Below are 24,637 nucleotides of genomic sequence, written 5' to 3'. Positions count from 1 at the left end.
AACATGAAAAAATTTCCTAACAGCAGAGAATCCGTCACCATGCCCAAACTCACACAAAGCCCCGCTTGGCAGGCGCTCGCTCAACACAAAAGCGACATCGAATCACTCACCCTACGCGAGCTGTTTGCCCAAGATCCCCAACGGTTTGAAAAATTCTCTCTCACCTTTGATGAACTGCTGTTGGATTTTTCCAAAAACCGCATCACCAGCAACACCCTCGACAAATTGCTGGCCTTAGCCCAAGAGCGCGATGTTCCTGCTTGGATTGAACGCCAATTCAGCGGCGATAAAATCAACAACACCGAGCAACGCGCCGTGCTGCACAGCGCCCTGCGCAACCGCAGTAACCGCCCGGTTTTTGTCGATGGCAAGGATGTGATGCCCGATGTAAAACGAGTCTTGCAGCAGATGCGCCACTTCACCGATCAAGTTCGCAGCGGCGAGTGGTTAGGTTACAGCGGCCAAACCATCACCGATGTGATCAACATCGGCATCGGCGGCTCCGACCTTGGCCCCTTGATGGTCTGCGAAGCGCTGAAACATTACGCCCAAGGCCCCAAAATTCACTTTGTCTCCAATGTGGACGGCACCCACGTCAGCGAGACCCTAAAAAACCTCAATCCCGCCACCACCTTAGTGGTGGTGGTCTCCAAAACCTTCACCACTCAGGAAACCCTCACCAACGCCCACGCGGTGCGCGACTGGTTTTTGGCCAGCGCCAAAGAAGAACAGCATCTAGCCAAACACTTTGTTGCCGTCAGCACCAATTTAGAAGCCACAGCAAAATTTGGCATCAACTCCGACTGCGTATTTGAGTTCTGGGACTGGGTGGGAGGGCGTTACTCGCTCTGGTCGTCGGTGGGTCTGAGCATCGCCCTCAATCTTGGCATGGATCAGTTTGAAGAGCTGCTCGATGGCGCACACCAAATGGACGAACATTTTCGCAACGCTCCGCTGGAGCAGAATATGCCAGTCATTCTGGCGCTGATCGGGGTCTGGCACATCAATTTTTTTGGCGCACAAAGCCACGTCCTGCTGCCCTACGACCAATATTTACGCTACTTTGCCGACTACTTTCAGCAAGGCGACATGGAGAGCAACGGCAAGCGCACCGACCGCGAGGGCAACCCCGTCGATTACGACACCGGCCCGATCATTTGGGGCAGTCCGGGCACCAATGGCCAACACGCCTATTATCAACTGCTGCACCAAGGCACCCGCCTGATTCCCGCCGATTTTATCGCCCCTGCCAACAGCCTCAACCCCATCGGCGAGCAACACGCCATTTTGCTCTCCAACTTTTTTGCTCAGAGTGAAGCCTTGATGGTGGGCAAAGAGGCCACCGAGGTGCGCGCCGAGTTAGAGGCCGACGGTCTGAAAGAAGAGCAAATCCAAGCTCTGCTACAGCACAAAATTTTCCCTGGAAACCGTCCGAGCAATTCCATTATGTGCAATCAGATTACCCCCAGCACCTTGGGGATGTTAATCGCCCTTTATGAACAGAAAATTTTTGTCCAAGGCATCATCTGGAACATCAACTCCTACGATCAATGGGGCGTGGAGCTGGGCAAGCAATTGGCGCAACACATCCAGCCCGAGCTGCAAGACAACCAACCGGTCAGCAGCCACGACAGCTCCACTAACGGTTTGATCAACCATTACAAAGCTGCACGAAAATAAGCCAAGAAAAAGGGCAGAGATCACTCTGCCCTGCGTTTTTTCCTCCCTTAAAATGTCCCATCTACACACCCACAACAGAGATGTTGTTTCCTAGCCCGCTTGTCAGTACAAAGTAAAATCCGTTAAACTGGCCCGCCTTAGCCCAGTACCCCGCCTTGAAGGAGCAATACCGTGTCATCCAGCCCATCCCAGCCGAACAAAACTCAAAAAAATCAATTGCAACAACAGCTCGCTGAAATCAAAAACACGCTGGACAATCTCAACGACATTGACGACGACAACCTCGAATCACTGCTAGAACGCATTCACGAGCAACGCTGGTGGTTCATAGGCAACCACCCTGACATTATTTTTGACAGCCACAGAGGTCTGCTTTGGCCTAATTTAAAGAAACATAATATGCCTGAACTGGAAAAGGCCTACATAGAAAAACAGCCACACCAAACTAATCTGAAAACAATCACCCTAGATAACCGCGATACATGGCAACTTCCTACCGCCGCACAACTGCGCTTTGCATTAGAAGATAAAACACTGCCTTTTTTGACGAAGACTTTTTTAATCAGTGATGACCCCAGACTCCAACAAAAAAACGGTCAATCTTACTCTCACCTCGTTACCGAAACGGGCTATATGGATATCACAAACTTCACAACAGACAACCCACTAGCAATCGACCTCCCTTATCTCTTTCTCTGTCATCTTGCCTTCGCCGATCTAAATTTCACTCCACCACAAGAGCACGATCAATCTAAAGAGGCTGTAGAAACCTACACCCAAAAACGACTCATGTTTTTTACCGAGCAACAGTGGCAGCTGGAATTTGAAGGCGAAAAAACCGAACAACTCCAGCAAACCTATCAGCAATGCATGCAGATATTTCAATTGGAACAACAACAGGATCAACTTGAACAGCAGATCGAAGACATCAACAACACCACCCCTTTCAACGGCCTCAACCACAGCGAACGCAAACAGCACTACTCCAGCACCGAAATTGACGCAACCCCCAGCGCCTACGCAGCAGGTTTGCAACGCTGGCTGAATGACTTAAACAACGATCTTTTAAGCGCACAAACAGATCACCCCCAACTCTTCGCAGAACTGCACCACATCAACCAACAACTGCAACAAGCACCCGCAGAACTGCCCGACGACTGCGCCCCACGACAACGTTTTTTACAGCAACACCTTGATTTTAAACTGCACAGCACAGAAAAAAAATTGGCCGCACTGCAAGACGATGTCACTCAGCTACAGCACAAACTGCAACAGATCGAAAAAAACCCACTGAATGCTCTTTATGAACTGCAACAGCAACCTTGCCCAAGATTTGAAGTGGTCGCCGATTACAGCATTCAATTGATCGATGAACAACGGCAAAAAATCGACTGGTACAGCCAACACCAAAACAGCGTCACACTGCTCATCGAACAGCATCAAGCCTGGTTAAAACAGAGCCAACAGCGTCAAACCCAGCACCTGCCCGATTTTCAACAGCGTTGCCAAGAGGAACTGATCGACCATGACCTCACAACCGTCTGGCAACAAGAATGGCTCGATTTTCACGCCAAACTGGAAACCAAACTACAAACGCTGATGGAGCTGCTCTTAAACGAACAACTGCATTGCGACGCAGCCGCCCCCCTCTTCACCGCCCTGCAATCCCATCGAGACCAGATGCAACACCTGCTCACCATCGAACGCTTACAAATCCACCAAGCGTGTGACCTCAACGGCAGCGGCAAACACGCTGAACAACTGGATCTGGAAATCAAACGCACCGAACTGACCCACACCCTGCAACTTGAGCTGGAAAAAGGCCTCTTTGCGCTGGAAAACAGCAGCCACAAAGAAACCTTCTACCAATGGGCTGAAAGCTGGCTGCAACACACCCTCAGCCGCGCCAGCAGCCTGACTGAACAACCCAGCCAACAGAGCACCCTCATCCTTAACAAATTCCGCGAACTGGAAAAGCAGACCCTAGAAAGCCTGTTACAAGACAGCCTTGCATTCTCAAACGCTCGGCAACAGCGCAATAAAGAGTTCAATCAACTGCTCTATAAAATGAAAAAAAGCCTCACCTCAAACGCCGCTTAGGGCAAACAGACCTCAAACAGAAGGAAGATCAACATGGGATTTTTTTAGCACAGTAGGTGATATTTTTACCGGCGCTCTCAGCACCGTCGGCGATCTCTTTAGCAGCAACACCAGCAGCCACAGCAGTAGCAGCCATACAATTTATGAACCCGACAAGGTAAAACTGGCCGAATTGGGCATCGAAAAAAATAAAACTGCACAAAGAGACGCAGATGGAGCTCATCGAGTTCAACACACGCATGGAAGCCGCCTTGCTAGAAGCCAAGTTCAGAGGCGCAGAAGCACTGCAAAACTCAATGATTCAACTGGTCAAAACCGTCAATCAACTGGCACAAGAACGCCTCCAAATGATCGAACACGGTTCTCTGGAACTGATCCAAAAAATCGACCTGCATTACGAAAAAATGAGCGCCTCGCTCATCGAAGAAAACGACAACTACATGCAAAACAAACTGCCCTCTCTAGCCGCACAACTGGATGCCCATCCAGAAGGAAGCAGCGCACACACTCTGTTCAGCAAAGCCATTGAACAAGATATTACCCGCAATTTCGACTACCAACGAAGCCAATTGGATGCCTTACAGCAACGCCAAAAAAGCCTAATAGACTCCTCCCTAACAGCCAAAACCCTCATCTACGAACAGAGCCACACACTGGTCGAATCCCAAATGCAACAATTGCAACAGAGCATCGAGCAACGCTTTGCCCTCGCTGCCCCCAGCGAGCTTGAAACGATGGCGCTGCCCAAAGACAACACACTTTTATTGGAGCAAGAATAAAAAATCGCTCACTTTCTGTTCACAAAAAAGGACAGAGATCACTCTCAAAGAGTTGTTTGCCACGCCTTCATGGTGCGAGTCAAATTGCCCGACAGAGTGGAAAAGGTACTGGTCAGAGTCATTCGGCTACTGGCAGCCGCGTTATCACCTTCTAATACCAAACCCAATATTGCCCCCGCTTCCCGATGAAACTGTGCGTGTAAATCAACGATTTCACTGTAATAGGAAGACCCCTTATCATGGGCATCAATGCGCTCATGCAACCACTTGCCAAAGGCGCAGTTGTTATCCATCGTGACTCGGTCAGGAGTCGAATCACATACGCCGCAATCAATCGCTTTGCGTAATTTATGTTTCCACATGCCGTGTGCTGAAATGGCTTTATCTATCTCGTCGTGTGTACTCATTGTTATACTTTCCCCAAGTCAATTATTTAACACGCACAAAAAACAAGGCATTAATAATGCCAACTTTTATCAGCAAAACAGTACCGTTTAACCTAACCTTTGCTGTTAATGAATCAAATCCGAATTTTTTAAGATCACGGGGTGAGAATGAGCACAAGACATCGACCTAGCCAGGAACTGCTATGCACAAAATCTCAAAACAGGGAGACATCGATTTAGAGTTAGATGAAACCCTTATTGGCCAACAATCACAAGATTTGGAAGCGGCTCTTAACAACATACGCCATGGAAAAGCACAACCTAAAACGAGCCGAAAAATCGCTCCAGCAGCAGAAAGCAGCCTAGATCTGGACGAGACCATCATCGGAGACTCTCCCGACATTGCCGAAGCTCTGGCCAACATTCGCCGCCAACGCACAGACACAAAACACACACCCAAAAAGCGCCCTAAACGCGCACATAAACTCGATTTTGTCCTAACCGAAAATCAGCCCCCCGCGACTCAACGACGCACACAAAAAGCGAGCGTAAAGTCGGCTGGAAAAAACCTTACCGTTGGGCAAACATTGGCTTACCAACGTTACAGCATTAAAGCCTTTCTCTCCCAGGATCGAGTATCCGAGTTGTATCTGGCGCGTGACAGCAGGCGCGGAGAAAACATCGCCATCAGAGTCTTGAACCCCAACGTCAGTGACGGCGACAAAGTCAGCTTTTTTCACAGTGCTCAACGCGCCAGTGAACTGCAACATGAAAACATAGTGCACATCTATGATGCTCAGCACGAACAAAATTTAACCTACGCCAGCATGGAAGTATCGCAGGGTAAAAGCCTGCGCAAACTGATCGCACAACGCCAAAAGCAGAACAGTCCCTTTCAAGAAAATGAAGTACTGGAGATCATCAACCCCCTCTGTGACGCACTCAGTTACGTCCACCAGCAGGGCAGTCACGGTGACATCAGCCCGAAAAACATCTGGCTGGATGTGCATAACAACAGCAAGCTGTCCGGTTTTGCCCGCATCAACTCCAGCAGTTCAAGCAAAAAAGCCCTTTTTTATAAAGCCCCCGAACAGAGACTCAATGCCTCAACAGCCACCCTGCAAAGCGATCAATACTCTCTAGCAGCCATTGCTTATGAAATGGCCACCGGCTCACCACCCAGAGAGATCGCCGTTCCGCTACACAACGTACGCAGCGATCTAAACCAACACTTTTGCGATGCCATTGACAAGGCACTGCAACCGCAAGGCATGAGACGCTTCAAAGAGATTGAAACCTTTAAAACCGCGCTCAACAACCGAGCCAAAACAAACACAGCGGCAAATAACGGCAATGGCGTACAGAATAAAAATCTCACCCCCATCTTAATCGGCATCATCGCCCTACTGGCACTGACCGTGGCGGCCATGCTGATCCTATAACCTCCACAGAGTGTTATAATCATTGCTTTCCTATCTTGAGAGCAGCCCGCCCATGCCCCTAAAACCCCACTCAGAAGCGCTCTATCTGGGGCTGGATTTAGGTACTTCCGGCTGTCGCGCCTCGGTCATTGACAGCCAAGGCCAACAACAGATTTTTTTAAAACAGCCTTGGCCTGCGGCCTTAGAGCAACAAGAGGAACAAGATCCATTAATCTGGTGGCACACCGTACAGCAACTGCTGTACGACCTTTTCCAACAGGTTGATGCTCAGCGCATCCGCGCCATTACCGTTGATGGCACCTCCTCAACCCTGCTGCTCAGTGCGCTGGATGGCACCCCCCTCACCCCCGCGCTGATGTACCACCACAGCGACAACGCCACCGCCGCACAGCTCATCCACCAATACGCCCCAAAAAACAGCGCCGCTCACGGCACCAGCAGTAGCCTAGCCAAACTGCTGACGCTGCAAAGCAGAATTCCCCACCGCGCCTTCAAAGCACTGCACCAAGCGGACTGGATCGCCGCCAAATTAAGCGGCAACGTCATCTACAGCGATGAAAACAACGCCCTAAAATTAGGATACGACCCCATCACCGGTCGCTGGCCCGAGTGGTTAAAACAGCTTCCCATTGAATTGCAGACACTGCCCAAGGTCACGCCCGTTGGCACCGTCATTGGCACTGCAAAAATTGAAATTACCAAGCAGTTTGGCCTGCATCACAGCACCCAGATCATCAGCGGCACCACCGACAGCATCGCCGCCTTTATCGCCAGCGGCGCGCACAAAATTGGCGATGCCGTCACCTCCTTGGGCAGTACCACCGTGTTAAAAGTCATCACCCCTGCTCCTCTTTTTTCTCCACAACATGGCATCTACAGCCATCGACTGGGTGATCTTTGGCTCGCGGGCGGTGCGTCCAACAGCGGCGCTGGGGTGCTTAAGCAGTTTTTTAGTGACGACGAACTCATCCGCCTCAGCCAGAATATAGATCTCAGCAAACCCAGCGGGTTACACTACTACCCGCTGCCCTCAAAAGGCGAACGTTTTCCCCTTGCCAACCCGGATTTAATGCCCCAGCTCTCACCGCGCCCTGATAATCAGCAGCACTTTTTACAGGCCATCTTAGAAGGTTTGAGCCGCATTGAAGCGCAAGGTTATCGACTTTTAGCCCAATTGGGAGCACCCTACCCCCACCAGATTTACAGCGCAGGCGGTGGAGCCATTAATCCAGCGTGGCAGACCTTGCGCGAACGCGCACTGCACGTTCCTTTACGGCTCTCAACGCAGGTTGAAGCAGCCTACGGCAGCGCCAAAATCGCAGCCGGTCATCTTCAACCCTAAACCTTATTTATCAATCTTCTTTCATACAACGGAGAACAGCAATGCTCAGCGGCAGCCTTTCAGGTTTTGGACATTTTATGCGTGGTTTTAGCCTCATCACCAAGCCGAGTGTTCGGCCTTATGTCATTATCCCCTTGCTGATTAACGTATTGCTCTTCTCATGGATGATTTGGTCAGGTTCCGAATACCTCAGCGGCTGGGTTGAAAGCCTATTGCCCAGTTGGTTGCAAATCGAGTGGTTACGCTCCCTGATTTGGGGGCTGTTTGCCATTAGCCTTCTGTTGATCAGCAGTTACGTTTTTATTCTGTTTGCCAATCTAGTCGCCGCACCCTTTAATGCCCTGTTATCAGAACAGGTGGAGTATCACCTCACAGGCAGAAAACCGCCTTCCGAAGGACAAAATTTAGTCACTCTGATTGTAGAGAGCGTTGTCGGTGAGATAAAAAAACTGATCTATATTTTGCTGCGTATGCTGCCCATTTTACTGCTGTTTTTAATCCCTGGGGTCAATCTCATTGCCCCCTTTGTCTGGTTTATTTTCAGCGCCTGGATGCTGACACTGGAGTACGCCGACTACCCGATGGGCAACCACAATATCGACTTTAAACAACAGCGTGCTGCCTTAAAAAAACAGCGTCTGATGTCACTCACGTTTGGCAGCAGTGCGCTCTTTTTTACCACCTTGCCTTTTGTTAATTTAATCGCCATGCCGGTCTCGGTGGCCGGAGCCACCAGCCTGTTTGTGGCACAACTGCGCACCAACACCCCAACCTAACCTTCATGGAGCGATCTATGTTTTACAAACTCTTAATTTTATTGCTGCTACCCGCATTCACTTTGGCCAACGAACTGCCCACCGCCTCGGCGGTACCGGGTGGCATTGCCATTATCCCCCTCGCCGCAGAACAAGCTGGCAAACCCCATGTGCGTTACATTAAGCGCAAAGTGATGGTAATCAAAAACGACGACCAGAGCTGGTCAGCGGTGATTGGTTTGCCTCTCTCCATCAAACCAGGCACTCACCACCTAAGCGTACAGTGGCCAAATAAAAAAACCAATCAGCGCATCGCCTTTGAAGTCAAACCCTATGAATACGAAAGCCAATATCTGACGATTAAAAACAAACGCAAAGTAAACCCGTATAAAAACGACATGCAGCGCATCAAAAAAGAGCGTCGTCGTTCCGGCAAAGCCAAGTTTCAATGGAGCCACCAGACACCCCATTTTGATTTTATTCGCCCCGTCAGCGGCCCTGAAAGCAGCCAGTTTGGTCTGCGACGCTTTTTTAATAAACAGCCTCGTCGTCCACATGGCGGGCTGGACATTGCCGCCGCTGAAGGCACCCCCATCTACGCCCCCGCCGATGGCAAAGTGGTAGAGGCGGGTAACTTCTTTTTTAACGGCAACTGCGTCTTTTTAGAGCACGGCCAAGGCTTGATCAGCTTTTACGCCCATATGAATAAAATCAAGGTCAAAATAGGGGATACGGTAAAACAGGGCGAACAGATTGGCGAGGTGGGGCAAACAGGACGCGTCACCGGCCCCCATCTGCACTGGTCAGTGGGGCTGAACGGCACTTGGATCAACCCCAAGCTCTTTTTGGCTGCCGACGATCAAACGGCCAAATCAGCGCCAAAACACTAGTGCCTAACAACAGCAAAAAACGTTAATTTAGCAATTCAGAAAAGGGGATAAACTCCAACAAATCGCCTTTTTTATGCGCCTTGCCCTCGGGCAAAATCGCCAAACCGTCACTCCAGGTCACCGAACTCAAAACCCCAGAAGAGCGGCTTGGATGCGCTTCTGCCGTCAGTTGCCCCTGCTCGCTGTACAAACGCACCCGCATGTATTCACGACGTTTGTCCGGTCGTGACCAATCAAAACCAGAGCGCACCGAAAACGAATTAGGCAACACCGCATCACGCCCTTGGCAGCGCAAAATAAAGGGTCGCGCCAAAATGGCCACCGTAACAAACAACGACACTGGATTGCCTGGCACGCCAATAAAAGGAGTCTCGCCAACAAAACCAAAGGCCAGTGGTTTTCCTGGTCGAATCGCCACACGCCACAAAGAAAGCGCTCCCAAGGACTCCACCGCCGCCTTCACATGATCCTCCTCACCCACGGAAACCCCACCGCTGGCCAGCACCAGATCGGCTTTTGCCGCCGCCTCAGAAAGCGCCTCTTGGGTGGCAACAAAATCATCGGCCACCCGTCCCAGATCAATCACTTCACAGCCCAACGCCTGCAACAGACCGATAAAGGTGTAACGGTTTGAGTCGTGAATCTGCCCCGCGCCCAGCGGTTCACCCGGCGGAATCAACTCATCACCGGTACAAAGAATGGCCACTTTTAGACGACGATACACCGGCATTTTAGCCAGCCCCACAGATGCCGCCAGCCCCAAATGCTGCGGAGAGAGCTTTACCCCTTGGTTTAAAATCACCTCGCCCTGCCGCACATCTTCACCGATGCGCCGAATGTTCGCGCCTTTTGCCACCTCGTGAGCCAGAGTCAGCAGATCATCGTCACGCTGGCAATGCTCCTGCATCACCACCGTATCCGCCCCCTCTGGTACCGGCGCACCGGTAAAAATGCGCGCCGCAGTGCCGGATTCTAAAAACGTCCCCACCGCTCCAGCAGGAATGCGTTGCGCCACCGTCAATGGCTTACCTGCTTGCAGATCGGCATAACGCAAGGCGTAACCGTCCATCGCGCTGTTGTCCCACGCCGGTACACTCACCGCCGCCAACTGATCTTCGGCCAACACGCGCCCCAAAGCCGCTTCAGTGGCCAGCCACTCAATTTCTGTCACTGGTTTTGCTTGGCTCAACAGATGCTCTAAAGTCTCTTCAATCGGTTTTAACACCGTTGCGCTATCACAACCGCTGGCCATTTTTTTTTCATTCACAATAAAAACCCTCAACGCTCCGTCAAACGACCGCGCAATTCAACAAAGTTACAGGGGCGGTGATTCAGATCCAATTGATGGCGCAAAATTTTATCCCACGCGGTGCGACACGCACCCGTTGAACCCGGCAGGCAGAAAATCAACGTACCGTTGGCCACTCCGCCCAACGCACGGGACTGAATGGTGGAGGTGCCGATCTCCTCAATAGAGACCCAACGAAACATCTCGCCAAAACCGACGATCTCTTTATCAAACAGAGGCCCCACCGCTTCGGGTGTCACATCACGGCCACTGACACCGGTACCGCCGGTGGTCAAAATCACCTCCACCTCAGGATCGGCAATCCAAGCGGAAAACTGCGCCCGCAGCAGATACAGATCGTCAGCCAAAATCACTTTTTCATGCAAAACATGGCCATCGGCTTGCAAACGATCCACCAACGCTTGACCAGAGGTATCGGTCTCTTCGGTACGGCTGTCGGAGACCGTAATCACTGCAATTTTCAGTGCTGCCTGTTTTTTTAACACGCTCTCGTTACTCATTTTTTTAAACTCAAAAGGTTAGAAAATAAATTTTTTGACTCGATCCGTTAACGCTCACTAAACGTACATTTCCCGATCATCGTTGAGCCGCAACCAGCCCCTGACAATGCGATAAATAATCCACAATGGCAGCAGATAGACGATCATCCAACCACCGATCAACATCGTCATCAAACCCACCCCCATCCAGATCAGCGACCACCAAAAGGTACGCATCTGCCAAAGGAAATGAGACTCAGAGAGCGTGCCACGCACATCGCCGCGCTTCAGATGATTGATCACCACCGCAATCACAAAGGTAATGCCAAGCAGAAAAGAGACCGCTTGAAGAATATAAACCAGTTGGGCAATGTTCTTACCTGAACCGCTCATAAAAACAGCTCCGCATAACGTTCGGCTTTAAAACCCAACTCCAAACGACCGTCACCCAGATCCAGCAGCGGACGTTTGATCACCGCTTCGTTTTCCAGCATCACGTCAATGGAATTTTCTGAGTTCATCTTCTGCTTAACCTCATCATCAAACTTGCGCCAAGTGGTGCCGCGTTTATTGACCAACAACGCCCACCCCAATTGCGCTTCCCAGCCCAGCAACATCTGTCGCGTTAGACCCGCTTTTCGGTAGTCATGAAAAGTATGCTCAATGCCGTTTTCCGTCAGCCACTTAAGCGCCTTTTTCATCGTATCGCAGTTTTTAATGCCGTAAATCGTCAGCATAATTTAACCCAAGGCCTTTTTAATCCGCGCCAAGGCATCGGTCAAAATCTCCATACTCGTCGCATAAGAGAGACGCATGTGGCCTTGCAGACCAAAAGCCGACCCAGGCACCAGCGCCACGCCGGTTTTATCCAGTAAGTACGAGGTCAGGGCCACATCGTCTTTCAGTTTCAAGCGTTTGATCACCGCCTCCACATTGGGAAACGCATAAAAAGTACCGTCACTGGGCAAGCAGCTGATGCCGGAAATCTGATTTAATTTTTCCAATACAAAATCATGGCGCTCTTTAAAAGCCTCAACCATCGGGTCAAGGCAGTGCTGATCGCCTTCCAATGCCGCTTGCGCCGCCACCTGTGAGATGGAGGCAGGATTGGAGGTGCTCTGCGACTGCACTTTTTTCATCGCCTGAATAATGTAGCTCGGCCCCGCCGCGTAACCAATGCGCCAACCGGTCATGGCGTAAGCTTTCGAGACCCCGTTGAGCACCAAAATACGGCTTTTCAACTCAGGGCAGGCGTTGAGAATGTTACAAAAAGAGCCTTTTTTCCACAAAATATGCTCGTACATGTCATCAGTGGCAATGAGGATATTCGCGTGTTGCGCCAGCACATCGCCGAGCGCCTTCAATTCCGCCAAGCTGTAACAGACCCCCGAAGGATTGGAAGGGCTGTTGATCACAAACAGGCGCGTACGCTCGGTGATGGCGCTTTCCAATTGGTGCGGGGTGATTTTAAAGCCCTGCGCTTGCGTGCCGTGTACGATCACCGGCGACCCTCCCGCCAGCTTGACCATATCGGGGTAAGAGACCCAATACGGGGCGGGAATAATCACCTCATCCTCGTGGTTCAGCAACGCTTGGGTCAGATTAAAAAAGCTCTGTTTGCCACCACAAGAGACCAACACCTCTTCGAGATCAAAGTGAAAACCGTTGTCGCGGGCAAACTTATCAATGATCGCCTGCTTCAGCTCAGGCGTGCCGTCCACATTGGTGTATTTGGTAAAACCGGCATTGATGGCCTCAATGGCAGCTTGTTTTACATGATCCGGCGTATCAAAATCCGGCTCGCCTGTCCCCAGACTGATGATGTCCCGCCCCTGCGCCTTCAATTGCGCCGCCAAGGCACTGATGGTCAGGGTGGGTGAGGGTTTAATGCGTTCAACACGGCTTGATAAGGTGATTTTCAACACGATTCTCGTCTCTGTTTGATGGCTCGGAAAAGGGCTGTTTCAACCTTTTTTGCAGTGGCCAAACTGTACCGAGGAAGGCCAAGAATGTCCAACCCAAACAACGCACGTTTTCCCTTCTGCTAATCTCGAAAATTCTTAAACTGCAACGGCAGCCCCAAACCTTCCGCCCCACGCAACAGCGCCATCACCTGTTGCAGATCGTCGCGCTTTTTGCCCGTCACCCGCACCTGCTCGCTCTGAATTGCCGCTTGCACTTTGATTTTGCTGGTTTTGATCATTTTCACAATCTTTTTTGCCGTATCGGTTTCAATCCCCGCCTGCACCGTCAGATATTGGCGCACGCCTTTGCCCACGGTTTCGATTTTACCCTCTTCCAGACAGCCCGCTTCCAGACCCCGTTTGGTCAATTTTTGGTAGAGCATCGGGTGAATTTGACGGGCTTGAAAATCACCGTCGGCGATGATCGTCACCTGCTTGTCGTTTAACTCAACCTTGGCGCTGCTGCCCTTAAAATCGTAACGGGTGCCGATTTCACGGCTGGTTTGATCAACCGCGTTGGCCAATTCGTGCATATCCACTTCAGAAACCACATCAAACGATGGCATAACAGACCCCTTTTTTAGTTCGTTGCGCTAGAATGAGAGCTATTTTTAATCCAGAGACTCTCTTATGTCCAGACGTTTTATTGGCCTCGGCGCACTCTTGGCGCTGTTGGCCGTTGCCATCGGTGCCTTTGGCGCACACGCCCTCAAACCGCTGCTCACCCCTGAAGCCAAAGGTTGGTATCAAACCGGCGTGAGCTACCACATGTTTCACGCTTTGGGATTGATTTTGATCGGACTGCTGATGCAACTGCAACCACAAGCCAAACTGAAACTGGCCGCTTACAGCATGATCATCGGTGTGCTGCTGTTTTCCGGCAGCTTGTATCTGATGGCCATCACCCAAATGCGCTGGCTGGGAGCCATTACCCCGCTGGGAGGCTTGGCGTTTTTAGTCGGCTGGGGAAGCTTGACTTGGAGCCAGTGGCGAGTGGAAAAGTAAACACTCTAACCTGACATAACAGACTAAAACCCACAAAAAAGCCCCAGATGAATAAATTCATACTGGGGCTTTTTGCGATTTGATCTCTCAAATCTATGTTGGTAGGCGCGATTGGATTCGAACCAACGACCCCCACCATGTCAAGGTGGTGCTCTAACCAACTGAGCTACGCGCCTGCGTCGAGCGGAGCGAATACTGCCACTACTTTACCGCCCAGTCAAACCTTAAATTCAACTTTGGCTAAAATAGTTGCTCACACGCCTCGGTTCGGCTGATCCAACTCCTGCTGATAACGCCGCCAATTGGGCAGAAAACGATCCATCAACGCATAAAAACGTGCATTGTGAGAGGACTCCAATAGATGCACCATCTCATGCACCAGCACCATCTCCAAGACCTGTGGCGAACGCTCGGCCAAAACGAGGTTAATCCGAATCGTGCCCTTGGCTGGTGTGCAACTGCCCCATTTGCTTTTCATTCGACGCAGAGTGACCTTCTGCACCGAAACCTGCATAATCGGCTGCCAATGTTGCACCAGACGACCTACCTCCACTTTTAAACGCTGCCGTTGCTGCTCCCATCGCTGATGTTGCCGGTTTAATTGCTCTGAGGAGGTTCGTGGCCGCGCAGCCAATTGAGCCTGTTTTTTCTCAAGCCATTGCCATTTGGAGAGCACAAAACGCTGCACCACCGCCAAAGGCATCTGCACAGGAGCCGAGACCGTCACCCGACCCTCAGGAGAACGCACCCTGAGATGAAGGTGTTTAATACGTTTAAAACTCACCTCAATGGCAAGGCCGCGCAACTCAATTACCGTAACCAATGAATAATCGACTCCCAATTTATGCACATAAACTCACACCAAAAAACTCATCTGCTGATTATCGGCTACGTCTGGCCAGAACCCAACTCATCGGCAGCGGGCAGTCGCATGTTACAACTGATCAAGCTGTTTCAACAGCACGGCTGGCAGATCACCTTCGCCAGCGCGGCGAGCCAAAACGAACAGAAAACCGACCTCACCACCTTGGGCGTTACCGAACAGGCTGTTCAGCTTAACAGCCGCAGCTTTGATGATTTTATCCAACAGCTGCAACCACACATTGTTTTGTTCGACCGTTTTGTTACAGAAGAGCAGTATGGCTGGCGGGTGGCGGAACAGTGCCCCGAGGCGCTGCGCATCATCGACAGCGAAGATTTGCACAGCCTGCGTGACGTGCGCCAAAACCAGCTCAAAGCGCAGTTAAAAATTGAAAAAACCAATAAACAAGATCATCACGTCGCAGCGATTAATCCCGAATCACTGTTTAAAAAAATGAGTCAGCGGGACATGTGCCAACGTGAAATCGCGGCGTTTTATCGCTCTGATCTGACCTTGCTTATTTCGGAATTTGAGCAGAAATTGCTTACGGAGCATTTTTCTCTGCCTGCTCAACTGCTGCACCACACGCCGTTTTTATTGCCGCCGCTGGAAAACAGACAACGGCTGCCAAAGCACCCACAACGCCAACACTTTATCCACATCGGTAATTTTCGCCACCCACCCAACTGGGATGCGGTGTTGTGGCTTAAAGAACAGATCTGGCCACGGATTCGACAACAGCTGCCCCAAGCCGAGCTGCACATTTACGGTGCGTACCCTCCCCCCAAGGCCACGGCGTTGCACAATGCCAAACAGGGCTTTCATGTTTTAGGTTGGGCAAAAGACGCTCATCAAGTGATGCAACAGGCACGGGTCTGTTTGGCTCCGTTGCGCTTTGGAGCCGGACAGAAAGGCAAACTGATTGATGCCATGCAGTGCGGTACACCCAACGTCACCACCGCCATCGGTGCAGAGGCAATGGCGGCTGGATTGCCTTGGAGTGGCTCGGTCGCGAACAACCCCACCGAAATTGCCACGGCGGCGGTGAAACTGTATAAGGATGAAAGCCACTGGCAACAGGCGCAGCAGAACGGCTTCTCCATTATTCAGAAAGGTTACAACGCCCAGCAACAGGGTGAAGAATTGATTGCTCGGATTAATGCCATTCGAAACAATTTAGCTGCCCACCGACAACAGAATTTTATTGGCACTCTGCTTACCCATCAGAGCCTAAAAAGCCATTATTATATGGCCAAGTGGATTGAAGAAAAAAACCGCATCACATAAAAAACCAGAGGACAAACCATGTTAAAAACCATCGCCCTAATAGGCTTAGCCCTGCCCTTAAGCGTAAATGCAACCGACCAGACTGCGGGTCACACACCGGATTCAAACGCAGAGATGAAAAATAAAATAGCCCCCATGCAGGCCACGCCGATGGAGCCTGAAAAACGTAAAAAAATGTTTAACCTGCGTCTGCAACCGCTGAACTTTGCCCTCGGTGGCCTGGGCTTGGATGCCGAAATAAAGCTATTCGAGCGGTTTACCCTGTCGGGCACCTACTCCTCTTATGACTTTGATGTTACCGACAGCAGAACCAATCTCGATTTTAATATCAAAGCAACGGGCTACGGAGTACGTGCCAACTGGTACCCCAGTGGCGCTTTTTCTGACAGCACTTACATCAGCCCGCTGATCCAAACCGCCAGCATTGATATTGTGGATGGGGATTTTTCGGGTTCTACCGACGTGACCAGTTACGGTATTTTGTTTGGTAACCAATGGATGTGGGACAGCATCAATCTCAATTTAGCCGCCGGTTACTCGTTAAGTCAACTGGAAGACATTACTCTAAGAAGCCCCATCGGTGGCGTCAAACTCAAAAACAGCTCCGACATTCCTGCCGGTGGTTTTTTGGCTGAGTTTTCTTTGGGGTTTGCGTTTTAAAGCAGCCTGATTTCAAGCAGACACCGGCATGACCGTCCTATCTGGATAAATATTTTTATTCCTGCCCTTAATGAGTCAGGGTTTATTCTGGTGTTTCTGCTGCTTCTATCCGAGCCAGTCGCTCCTGTTCTTCCGCATAAGCGGCTTTAATTTCGAGCAGTATAGAATCAACATCCGCCTCTTGCTCATCTGCAACAAACTGGCCGGTTAATTGAGTATCCGGGTTCAATTCGCCTTCTTCATAGAGCGCCCAAATCTCCTTATCGTATTCTGTTTCCAATAGATCTGGGGCAAACAAACCGTAGTAGTGCCTCATATTCTCAACATCTCGGGTCAACATGGCTTCAGCGGCATTGTTGGCCGCCGCATCGACCGCTTGGGGCAAGTCGATAATGACCGGGCCATTGTCGTCCACCAAGACATTGAATTCAGATAAGTCGCCGTGAACCAGGCCCGCACAGAGCATTAACTTAACGTAATTCATTATTTCAGCGTGATCTTCGCGGGCTTGTTCTGCGGACATGGTCACGTCTTTCAAACGCGGCGCTACCTGACCTTCACCATCAGCAACCAACTCCATCAATAAGACACCGTCAAAACAACCGTAGGGAGTAGGCACACGAACCCCTGCATTCGCGAGACGATAAAGCGCGTCTATCTCAGCGTTTTGCCAAGTATCTTCCTGTTGCTTACGACCAAATTTAGAGCCTTTTTCCATCGCACGAGCACGGCGACTGTTGCGAACTTTTCGCCCCTCCTGATAGGTGACGGCTTGTTTGAAACTGCGTTTCATCGCTTCTTTGTACACTTTGGCACAACGGATTTGATGACCGCAACGCACCACGTAAACGGTCGCCTCTTTGCCACTCATAAGTTGGCTCAGAACTTCATCGACAATGCCCTCGTTGATTAAAGGCTGGATTCGTTTAGGGGCTTTCATGTCTTACTTATGCTTAAGATTAAGATAGTGCTGTCCTTATTTACCCGATCAAAACTCGTTCAGTTGTGTTTCAGATGGGCGCTGCTCATTCATTGGCGTAGTATTCTATTTTTTTGACACAATGTCATACTAAATTTTCACATAGCGCAGGCCATAAGCCATGTTCATCTTCACGCATCATCGTTTACCCCACCGCCACCAAGGCATTCTCATTCACTTCATCAATCACCTTAACCATCTTTATCACATCTGCTGTTGAAAACAATCCAAGCACTCCTTTTTCGTGCAAATTGCTAAAGGGGGGCTGACGTAAACGCTGTTTATCTATCATGCCATTGATCCTCAGATGCTGAATGATGTGCTTCAAAAAGGTCATTTGATCACCACTGAATTGACCCGCTTGCAAAAAATCGGCAAAAGCGGCTTGGACGGCGTTCTGCTCCAGACCGACGATGCCACGGATAAACTGCCCCAAAGGTTTATCACCAAACTGCTCCCTGTAATCCTGCTTGCTGCCCAGCGTCGCACGGTCAAACAAAATCCCCTCCAGCGTTTGAATATCCTGCTCGGTAATGGGTTTGTTGCGCTGTAATTTTTGTATCACCAGATGATCTTTATGTTCACGCACATAGGACGCAACGCGCTCTTTATAATTCATCAAGCGGCCATAAGCGGGCGCAACCACATCATGAATAACCGCCTCTCTCTGATCGAGAGTGTCTTCAAACTCCGTTACCACATTAATCCGACTCTCACGATCCAGATATTTCATTAAATCCCGCAGCGCCACACGCACCTCTTCTAAACGGTTAATGTTGATCGCTTGCCAGAAGGGTTCTGTTTGCAGTTTTTTTAGCATCTCGTGCTGCATTTTGACTGCGGGGATGTTCTGCTTTTTCAACAGCGCCCCAGCGGTTTTGTTGATCTTATTCAAAAAACCCGTGGTGCTGTGAGAGCCATCCAACAACGCCAGCTGATAGGCTAAAATCAGCAGATCAAAACGGCGCGCCAACTCATCCTCATCCTCGTTGGGCAACATCAATGCCGACACGTCGGTGGTGATCTCCAGTTGATCGCTCTTGCTGATGCTCTGCCAACTCTTTTTCTCGCTGAATTTGACCACCGAGCGTAATTTAGCTTTGACCACAAAACGCTCTTGATCCAGTTGCCGCACCGATTGATGCAGCTCTGATATAAAACGCTCTGCCAAGGCTCGCTGTGGCTCATCGCTCTCAGGCTGCTCTCTGATCAACAGCGCCAGCGCCAATTTTGCGCTAAAAATACGCTGGGTTAGGCTGCGTACCTGCTGCGCTTCGATGCCTTCGGGGTTGAGATCAAAAAATTCAAAATTTTGGCAAAAATCAAAAATTTGAAAATGCGTTTTATCCTCACCCTCAGCAAACAGATCAGGACAGAGGCGCGTACCTCGACCGATCATCTGCCAAAACTTAGTTGCAGATTTGACCGCTTTAAAAAAGACCAAATTCACCACCCGTGGCGCATCCACCCCCGTATCCATCATGTCCACCGAAACCGCAATCTGTGGCTCATGCTCTTTATCGGGATCAACAAACGTCTCTAACAGGTCTTGCGCCTTTGACTCGTAGTTGTCAATCACACGCAAAAATTTGCCCGCATACTCAGGGTAATTTTTATTAAAACGCTCCTCGATAAACAGGGCATGATGGTGATTTTTGGCAAAAACAATCGTTTTACCGAGCCGATCACCGCCCGCCACTTTAATGCCGCTGCTCATCAAATGAGCCAGCACCTTATCCACCGTGTCGGTATTAAAGAGCCAACTGTTCAACGCCGAGCTGTCGATCTCATCCGGGGCTTCGCCTGCGCTTGGATCACCAAATTTTTCCTCATACTGCCTCTTTTCCGCTTCAGAGAGCTGTTTGTAATCAATCCCTTCACGGACAAATTTAAGCGGCACCGAGATCGCTTTTGGCGGCACTAAATAGCCCTCCTCCACCGCTCGATCCAGTTCATAGGCAAAGGTTGGGTTGTCATCCTCAATCCCAAACAGGCTGTAGGTGTTGTGGTCCACCTCTGTTTTAGGCGTGGCCGTCAGACCAATCAATACGGCATCAAAGTAATCAAAAATGGCACGGTATTTTTGATAGACCGAGCGATGCGCCTCATCAATGATGATCAGGTCAAAATGATCCACGCCGTAAAAACGGCCATCACCTTCACGCACCCCATCAATGCGATTCATAATGGTGGGGTAAGTAGAGAAGACCAAACGCGCCTCCACCGTCTTCCGCTCTTGGCTGAGGTCAATGGCTGACAAACTGGGCAGATGGAGACTAAACGCGCGTTTGGCTTGGCTCACCAAAGCGTTGCGGTCGGCTAAAAAGAGCACCCGCTTGACCCAGTTACACTGGCTAAACAGATCCACCAGCGCCGCTGCGGTGCGGGTTTTTCCGCTGCCGGTGGCCATCACCAACAGGCTCTGCCGCGCCAGACCACACAGCTCACCTTTCGCATTCACGCCTGCGCTGTTCTCCGCCACTCGGGCAATGGCCTCCAGTTGATAGGCGCGTCCGGCGATCTCCGTATTGGGTTTGTACTGGCGCACATCGGTGCGGCTTTGGCGGCGACCGATCAGACGTTGCAGCGCCTCTTTGCTGTAAAACCCTTGAACCTTACGCGGAGGGTAAAACGAGTCATCCCATAAATGGGTTTCAAAGCCGTTGCTGTAAAAAATAATCGGCCGCTGACCGTGCATCTCTGTCAAACAGTCGGCGTAGAGCAGCGCTTGCTGTTTGCCTTGGCGTGGATCGGTCATGCACTTTTTTGCTTCGATCACCGCCAGTGGCCGACCGTCATCACCCCATAAAACGTAATCCACATAACCGATGCCGTTGGAGTTGGAGTTGGAGTTGGTGCTGAGGGGCATTCCCTGCACTTCGTACTCCAGATCACGCTGTGGCTGTAGATTGTCCCAACCGGCTTCACGCAAGGAGAGGTCGATGTAGAGACGGCGGGTCTCCTTTTCTGATACTTCTAGCGGTACGGCGGTGGTGAGATCCAGATCTTTTTCACGTTCCTGTTTGAGGGCGCTGATTTCCGCTTGTGTCTGTTCCAGTTGCCGTTTTAGGGTGGCGTTTTGTTTTCTTTGGCTGCGGATGTCCTCTTCCGCTTCGCGGGCTTGTCTGTTTTTGTAGTCCATTTTATCCAGCAGTTTTTTCAGCTGTTTGGCGCTGTTTTGCTCCGTTGTGGCTGGGCTGGTTTTCGCGTGTGGGATGAGGCTTTCGTCAAAACGCTGTTCTTTGGGGGTCTGTTTACCGTAGTAGAGGCCAAGGTGGCGTAAAAAACGAAACAGGTATTTCAGTGAGATGAGGCCATCGCTAGATTTGAGGCGTTTGCCGTGGGCGGCGAGGTTGCCGGTTTTTCGCAGCAGGTTAATCTCTCTTAGCAGCGTGGGGGGAAAGAGGGTTTCAAAGCAGGCTTCGTGCATTAAAGTGCTAAGGTCGTCACGCCACGGGCGTTGTAAGCTCGCGTCGTGTTCGTAGAGCCAGTTGATGGCGTTTTCTAGGGTGCTGCGGCAGAAAATGGCGGTGGCAGAGGCTGAGATAAAGGTCAGTTTTTCCGCTTCCTGCGCGTCTTCAAACAGCTCAGGGAAGTCGGGTTTTATGAAGTCAAAGTTGCTCATGGGCTTCCAAGTTTTTTATGACGATCCGTGAGGATTATAATGCATATAAAACGGTGTGATTTCAAATGATAATCGAGTAAGAACGCATCAAAGGATTTAATTTCTCAACAGACTCAAGCAACAAGGGTCGGGCTTACGGCTTTGTTCCCGGAAATACCGCGATCAACTCTTTTTTAACGTCATCCTCGGCTGCAAAAACCTGCATCCAGACTGACCAGAAGCCACTTCTTTTAACCAACTCAGCAAGGGTTTCCAAATCGACGCTCTGATAATCTCGGTATTTTTTCAGATAGCGTTGAGCAGTCTGCCACTCTTGTTTTCGTTTCCGCCATAGATCATCATTACCAGAGTAACCGTCTCGGCCATGCAGTCGATTGAGCTTCACCAAATCAATCAATGCTTGAGCCTGTGGCTTAAGCGTTTCGTCAAGCTCAGGATCAACTAAAACAAAACCGCCTTCTTCATAACGCAGGGGAGCGTAGGTTATTTGATTGCCTTGATAACGGCTTTTATCAATGGGTCTCATTTTAACTCAGTTTTTCTTTCTGCTTTCATCAGGGCAATAAAAACTGGGTCTTGATTAAACTCTAATTCGATCTCATCGAGCTGCTGTTTGATCTTTTGGGTTGTTTCATCTGTGCTTGCTGTTTTCCCCTGCTGGATCAAATCAAAATAGTCAGAAGCCAACTGCTGCATATTGAGAAATTGTTGACTACGCCGAGGTTGCTCTACTTGCATCTCCGTTTCAGTAATTTCTTCGAGACTTTTGGTAAAGGGTGTTTCACCGCTGGCACAATCTAAATTGATCAATTCATTGGTGCGTAAAGATTGCACGATAAAAGGCGAGTGCGTGGTGACAATAAATTGGATGTTTGGGAAGGTTCGTTTTAAATCGGCGATGATGCGTTTTTGCCATGAGGGGTGAAGGTGCATGTCGATTTCATCGACCAAGACCACGCCTGCGGTCTGTGTGATGGCTTGGCTGCCTAGGTGTGGGTTGAGTGTGATGGCGCGATAGGCGATATCGGCGGCCAGTCGTATGATGTTTTGGTAGCCGTCGCTGAGCATGTTGAAGGAGACCCAGCGTTCATTGTTGAGTTGGCCGATCAGGTCATCCAGTGACCAGCTGAAATGGATTTTTGTCCATTCGGGTATCATTTCGGTGATGACGTTGGTGAATGCGTTGTATAGGCTTTCGTTTTTATTGAATTTGAGTTTGTCGTCTTCTAAGGTTTTGAACCATTCTAAAAATTTACGCCGCAGGGAGCTGGAATCAAGGGCGCTGTAATAGCCGTCTAGGCGTGAGCCTTGTTTTTTGTAGGCGGGTTTTTGGTGTTGTTCGCGGGCGAGGCGGGCGGTGCCGTAGTAGGCAATCAGTGGTAGGTTGATGGGCGTACCTGCGCGGACGGCTGCGGTCATCTGTTTGGCGATGTCGATTAAGGGGCGGGCATTTTTGTAGCTGCTGGCTCCACCGATGGCTTTATCGGTGCTTCTGTGCCATTGGTACGATTTTCCGTTGAGGGTGTGGTTGACGGATATTTTAAAGGGCAGTTGTATTTCTAGGCTGTTGGCTGCGACCATGAGGCGGCGTTTTTCGTGTTCTTTTAGTGCGCGGGGGGTTGCGCCGTCTACACCGAGAAAAAAAGTACCCAGCACGAAGGCAACGGCATCAAGAACAGAGCTTTTACCGGAGCCATTGTCTCCAATGAGTACGTTCATGTTGCTGTCAAAGTGAAATTCTTTGTTTTCAAAGCCTTTAAAATTTTGAATTTGCAGGTGGTTTATTTTCATAACTCACCCTTAAACGCCCGCTGCAATAAGCTGTTAAACAACGCTTCCGATTTTTCCAAACTGACCTCAGCCTGCTGCTTTTGCGCTTCAATCGCCTGAATCCGTTCCGCGAATTGGTTTTGTAATTCGATTGGGGGACAACAGAATTTTAATTTTTTGAAACTCTTGGGATTTATAATTGGGCAATTCCAGTGTATGTTTTACACTTGCCGCAAGTAGCTGTTTTCACATGACTAACAACTTCACATAACTTGCATATAATAAATAAGGATTTGATTTGCATTTGTTCGTTAGCTCTAACTCGAAAGATATGACTTTGCATGAATCCAATCTTTCATCTTCATCATATAACCACATTGTTCCACAAGCTCGCTACTTATCTGTTGCTACCTTCGATAATAACATGCTCCTTTTTTAACCATATATTCTCAACTATCCTTACATACTCTAAATCTTTGTACTTCAGATTTAAGTGACCAGCCTGAACCCATTGGCAATTTCATATTATGGTATTCTCAAATAGTGGAATTACTCCGTAACTTTCTAGATTTTGTTACACTTGTATCAATAATCTGATATTTCACTCAAATGAATTGACTCCCATCCCATCGGATTAACTACAGGATCGCCAAACATCTCCAAAAACAGGGATTTCCCCAGTTGAGTGTAGTGGTCGATGATCTGCTGGTCTTTTTGCCTGAGGTCGTCCGCTGCATCGAGAATGGCCGCGATCTTTTTTTGCTCGGCTAACGGGGGGAGAGGGATTTCCATATCCGTGATATGACTTATTTTAATACCTTTCACTGTTGCACCAGAAGAAACCCTATTAAAATATTTTTCCTCAGAAAACAATAGATAAAATAAATATTTAACATCTATTTTATCAGAGCAAACAATAGCCTTTAGGTCTTGGTTAATAGCAACATCAATATCTGTAATCGAAACCCGTCCTACAGCCATCCTTGTTGCTAAGATAATGGTGCCTGCCTCAACCATTTTGCTTGAACTTTTCGCCAAGCCAAGCTTAGATATTGAATCCTGAGTTTCAAGTAATATTGGTTTCTTAAGGTCCTTGACTGTTGCCCAAGGAATATCTCCCTCCCAATATTCAGGCTTCTCTTTTGAAGGAGTCCCTCCGCCATATAACGAAATCAAATCACCCAACAGAGAAATTTCTTTTCTTGTACTTATCACAACCACCGAACCCCACCCTCGTCATTCCCGCGCAGGCGGGAATCCATTCTCAACGACATAATATCAACCACACGCACTCTTTCTTTCGAAAAAAAGAGACCAAAAATA

Annotated in this window: 23 protein-coding genes and 1 tRNA gene; 10 read left to right on the top strand and 14 right to left on the bottom strand. The window is 49.7% G+C overall.

Features of this window, described 5'->3' with window-relative positions; all coding sequences use genetic code 11:
• Nucleotides 1–39: 39 nt before the first annotated feature.
• From pgi to Q9O24_07695, 3 genes are all read left to right on the top strand, one after another.
• Nucleotides 40–1,680 carry a glucose-6-phosphate isomerase gene (gene pgi / locus Q9O24_07705; protein MDQ7075024.1) on the top strand — a complete coding sequence of 547 codons (1,641 nt, stop codon included), beginning with the start codon at nt 40–42 and terminating at the stop codon, nt 1,678–1,680.
• A 171-nt stretch (nt 1,681–1,851) separates the two neighbouring features.
• Nucleotides 1,852–3,780 (top strand): hypothetical protein, encoded by a 1,929-nt coding sequence (locus Q9O24_07700; GenBank protein MDQ7075023.1) that lies wholly within the window; start codon nt 1,852–1,854, stop codon nt 3,778–3,780.
• Between the two features lie 212 nt (nt 3,781–3,992).
• Nucleotides 3,993–4,559: a hypothetical protein gene (locus tag Q9O24_07695; GenBank protein MDQ7075022.1), complete on the top strand. Its 567-nt coding sequence runs from the start codon at nt 3,993–3,995 to the stop codon at nt 4,557–4,559.
• Between the two features lie 44 nt (nt 4,560–4,603).
• Here Q9O24_07695 and Q9O24_07690 read toward each other — a convergent pair whose 3' ends face one another.
• Nucleotides 4,604–4,966, bottom strand: coding sequence for a CZB domain-containing protein (locus tag Q9O24_07690; GenBank protein MDQ7075021.1), 363 nt, complete (start codon nt 4,964–4,966; stop codon nt 4,604–4,606).
• 182 nt (nt 4,967–5,148) lie between these two features.
• On the opposite strand from Q9O24_07690, the gene Q9O24_07685 reads away from it, so the two are divergent.
• From Q9O24_07685 to Q9O24_07670, 4 genes are read left to right on the top strand one after another with little or no spacing between them, the layout of a single operon-like run.
• Nucleotides 5,149–6,387, top strand: coding sequence for a serine/threonine-protein kinase (locus tag Q9O24_07685; protein MDQ7075020.1), 1,239 nt, complete (start codon nt 5,149–5,151; stop codon nt 6,385–6,387).
• Between the two features lie 52 nt (nt 6,388–6,439).
• A complete protein-coding gene (locus tag Q9O24_07680) occupies nt 6,440–7,729 on the top strand; it encodes an FGGY-family carbohydrate kinase (GenBank protein ID MDQ7075019.1) in 1,290 nt (429 codons plus the stop codon).
• Nucleotides 7,730–7,770: 41 nt separating this feature from the next.
• Nucleotides 7,771–8,505, top strand: a complete 735-nt coding sequence (gene cysZ / locus Q9O24_07675; GenBank protein MDQ7075018.1) for a sulfate transporter CysZ — start codon at nt 7,771–7,773, stop codon at nt 8,503–8,505.
• A gap of 17 nt (nt 8,506–8,522) precedes the next feature.
• Nucleotides 8,523–9,374: a peptidoglycan DD-metalloendopeptidase family protein gene (locus Q9O24_07670; protein MDQ7075017.1), complete on the top strand. Its 852-nt coding sequence runs from the start codon at nt 8,523–8,525 to the stop codon at nt 9,372–9,374.
• 22 nt (nt 9,375–9,396) lie between these two features.
• Here the strand turns inward: Q9O24_07670 and Q9O24_07665 are convergent, their stop codons facing one another.
• The 6 genes from Q9O24_07665 to Q9O24_07640 form a co-directional block, all read right to left on the bottom strand.
• On the bottom strand, nt 9,397–10,626 hold the full coding sequence (locus Q9O24_07665; GenBank protein MDQ7075016.1) for a molybdopterin molybdotransferase MoeA: 1,230 nt from the start codon (nt 10,624–10,626) through the stop codon (nt 9,397–9,399).
• Nucleotides 10,627–10,652: 26 nt separating this feature from the next.
• Nucleotides 10,653–11,183 (bottom strand): molybdenum cofactor biosynthesis protein B, encoded by a 531-nt coding sequence (moaB, locus tag Q9O24_07660; GenBank protein MDQ7075015.1) that lies wholly within the window; start codon nt 11,181–11,183, stop codon nt 10,653–10,655.
• Between the two features lie 57 nt (nt 11,184–11,240).
• The gene (locus Q9O24_07655; protein ID MDQ7075014.1) at nt 11,241–11,555 is read right to left on the bottom strand and encodes a hypothetical protein; all 315 of its coding nucleotides are present in this window, start codon (nt 11,553–11,555) and stop codon (nt 11,241–11,243) included.
• Entirely contained in the window at nt 11,552–11,899 is a 348-nt protein-coding gene (locus tag Q9O24_07650; protein ID MDQ7075013.1) for an ArsC family reductase, read from the bottom strand. Before Q9O24_07650 ends, Q9O24_07655 begins: the two co-directional genes overlap by 4 nt.
• A gap of 3 nt (nt 11,900–11,902) precedes the next feature.
• Nucleotides 11,903–13,084, bottom strand: coding sequence for a pyridoxal phosphate-dependent aminotransferase (locus Q9O24_07645; GenBank protein ID MDQ7075012.1), 1,182 nt, complete (start codon nt 13,082–13,084; stop codon nt 11,903–11,905).
• Nucleotides 13,085–13,206: 122 nt separating this feature from the next.
• Nucleotides 13,207–13,692, bottom strand: a complete 486-nt coding sequence (locus Q9O24_07640; GenBank protein ID MDQ7075011.1) for a YajQ family cyclic di-GMP-binding protein — start codon at nt 13,690–13,692, stop codon at nt 13,207–13,209.
• Nucleotides 13,693–13,756: 64 nt separating this feature from the next.
• On the opposite strand from Q9O24_07640, the gene Q9O24_07635 reads away from it, so the two are divergent.
• Nucleotides 13,757–14,131, top strand: a complete 375-nt coding sequence (locus Q9O24_07635) for a DUF423 domain-containing protein (GenBank protein MDQ7075010.1) — start codon at nt 13,757–13,759, stop codon at nt 14,129–14,131.
• Between the two features lie 99 nt (nt 14,132–14,230).
• On the opposite strand, the gene Q9O24_07630 is transcribed toward Q9O24_07635, so the two are convergent.
• Nucleotides 14,231–14,307, bottom strand: a tRNA-Val gene (locus Q9O24_07630).
• A gap of 77 nt (nt 14,308–14,384) precedes the next feature.
• Nucleotides 14,385–14,981, bottom strand: a complete 597-nt coding sequence (locus tag Q9O24_07625) for a SprT family zinc-dependent metalloprotease (GenBank protein ID MDQ7075009.1) — start codon at nt 14,979–14,981, stop codon at nt 14,385–14,387.
• Here Q9O24_07625 and Q9O24_07620 point away from each other — a divergent pair.
• Complete coding sequence (locus tag Q9O24_07620; GenBank protein ID MDQ7075008.1) at nt 14,976–16,280, top strand: glycosyltransferase family 4 protein; 1,305 nt, start codon at nt 14,976–14,978, stop codon at nt 16,278–16,280. The two genes, Q9O24_07625 and Q9O24_07620, sit on opposite strands and share 6 nt — an antisense overlap.
• Nucleotides 16,281–16,298: 18 nt before the next feature.
• The gene (locus Q9O24_07615; GenBank protein ID MDQ7075007.1) at nt 16,299–16,940 is read left to right on the top strand and encodes a hypothetical protein; all 642 of its coding nucleotides are present in this window, start codon (nt 16,299–16,301) and stop codon (nt 16,938–16,940) included.
• 82 nt (nt 16,941–17,022) lie between these two features.
• On the opposite strand, the gene Q9O24_07610 is transcribed toward Q9O24_07615, so the two are convergent.
• From Q9O24_07610 to Q9O24_07590, 5 genes are all read right to left on the bottom strand, one after another.
• Nucleotides 17,023–17,880 (bottom strand): PA4780 family RIO1-like protein kinase, encoded by an 858-nt coding sequence (locus Q9O24_07610; GenBank protein ID MDQ7075006.1) that lies wholly within the window; start codon nt 17,878–17,880, stop codon nt 17,023–17,025.
• A gap of 184 nt (nt 17,881–18,064) precedes the next feature.
• Entirely contained in the window at nt 18,065–21,544 is a 3,480-nt protein-coding gene (locus tag Q9O24_07605) for a DEAD/DEAH box helicase family protein (GenBank protein MDQ7075005.1), read from the bottom strand.
• 133 nt (nt 21,545–21,677) lie between these two features.
• Complete coding sequence (locus Q9O24_07600; protein ID MDQ7075004.1) at nt 21,678–22,070, bottom strand: hypothetical protein; 393 nt, start codon at nt 22,068–22,070, stop codon at nt 21,678–21,680.
• Nucleotides 22,067–23,335 carry an AAA family ATPase gene (locus Q9O24_07595; GenBank protein MDQ7075003.1) on the bottom strand — a complete coding sequence of 423 codons (1,269 nt, stop codon included), beginning with the start codon at nt 23,333–23,335 and terminating at the stop codon, nt 22,067–22,069. The genes Q9O24_07600 and Q9O24_07595 overlap by 4 nt, the downstream gene beginning before the upstream one ends.
• Nucleotides 23,336–23,899: 564 nt before the next feature.
• On the bottom strand, nt 23,900–24,535 hold the full coding sequence (locus Q9O24_07590) for a restriction endonuclease subunit S (protein ID MDQ7075002.1): 636 nt from the start codon (nt 24,533–24,535) through the stop codon (nt 23,900–23,902).
• Between the last annotated feature and the right edge of the window lie 102 nt (nt 24,536–24,637).

The sequence above is a fragment of the Gammaproteobacteria bacterium genome, assembly GCA_030949385.1.
Taxonomy (GTDB): Bacteria; Pseudomonadota; Gammaproteobacteria; order JAUZRS01; family JAUZRS01; genus JAUZRS01.
The sequence above is the reverse complement of the archived record's forward strand: the minus strand, read 5'-3'. Positions and strand labels throughout refer to the sequence as shown.

Bases quoted from the DNA above. Each gene is read 5' to 3' on its own strand.
- Q9O24_07650 (MDQ7075013.1), bottom strand. From the start codon at position 11,899: ATGCTGACGATTTACGGCATTAAAAACTGCGATACGATGAAAAAGGCG.
- Q9O24_07635 (MDQ7075010.1), top strand. From the start codon at position 13,757: ATGTCCAGACGTTTTATTGGCCTCGGCGCACTCTTGGCGCTGTTGGCC.
- Q9O24_07695 (MDQ7075022.1), top strand. From the start codon at position 3,993: ATGGAGCTCATCGAGTTCAACACACGCATGGAAGCCGCCTTGCTAGAA.
- Q9O24_07670 (MDQ7075017.1), top strand. From the start codon at position 8,523: ATGTTTTACAAACTCTTAATTTTATTGCTGCTACCCGCATTCACTTTG.
- cysZ (MDQ7075018.1), top strand. From the start codon at position 7,771: ATGCTCAGCGGCAGCCTTTCAGGTTTTGGACATTTTATGCGTGGTTTT.
- Q9O24_07600 (MDQ7075004.1), bottom strand. From the start codon at position 22,070: ATGAGACCCATTGATAAAAGCCGTTATCAAGGCAATCAAATAACCTAC.
- Q9O24_07655 (MDQ7075014.1), bottom strand. From the start codon at position 11,555: ATGAGCGGTTCAGGTAAGAACATTGCCCAACTGGTTTATATTCTTCAA.
- Q9O24_07680 (MDQ7075019.1), top strand. From the start codon at position 6,440: ATGCCCCTAAAACCCCACTCAGAAGCGCTCTATCTGGGGCTGGATTTA.
- Q9O24_07610 (MDQ7075006.1), bottom strand. From the start codon at position 17,880: ATGAAAGCCCCTAAACGAATCCAGCCTTTAATCAACGAGGGCATTGTC.
- Q9O24_07615 (MDQ7075007.1), top strand. From the start codon at position 16,299: ATGTTAAAAACCATCGCCCTAATAGGCTTAGCCCTGCCCTTAAGCGTA.
- Q9O24_07620 (MDQ7075008.1), top strand. From the start codon at position 14,976: ATGCACATAAACTCACACCAAAAAACTCATCTGCTGATTATCGGCTAC.
- Q9O24_07685 (MDQ7075020.1), top strand. From the start codon at position 5,149: ATGCACAAAATCTCAAAACAGGGAGACATCGATTTAGAGTTAGATGAA.
- Q9O24_07595 (MDQ7075003.1), bottom strand. From the start codon at position 23,335: ATGAAAATAAACCACCTGCAAATTCAAAATTTTAAAGGCTTTGAAAAC.
- Q9O24_07605 (MDQ7075005.1), bottom strand. From the start codon at position 21,544: ATGAGCAACTTTGACTTCATAAAACCCGACTTCCCTGAGCTGTTTGAA.
- moaB (MDQ7075015.1), bottom strand. From the start codon at position 11,183: ATGAGTAACGAGAGCGTGTTAAAAAAACAGGCAGCACTGAAAATTGCA.
- Q9O24_07665 (MDQ7075016.1), bottom strand. From the start codon at position 10,626: ATGGCCAGCGGTTGTGATAGCGCAACGGTGTTAAAACCGATTGAAGAG.
- Q9O24_07640 (MDQ7075011.1), bottom strand. From the start codon at position 13,692: ATGCCATCGTTTGATGTGGTTTCTGAAGTGGATATGCACGAATTGGCC.
- Q9O24_07690 (MDQ7075021.1), bottom strand. From the start codon at position 4,966: ATGAGTACACACGACGAGATAGATAAAGCCATTTCAGCACACGGCATG.
- pgi (MDQ7075024.1), top strand. From the start codon at position 40: ATGCCCAAACTCACACAAAGCCCCGCTTGGCAGGCGCTCGCTCAACAC.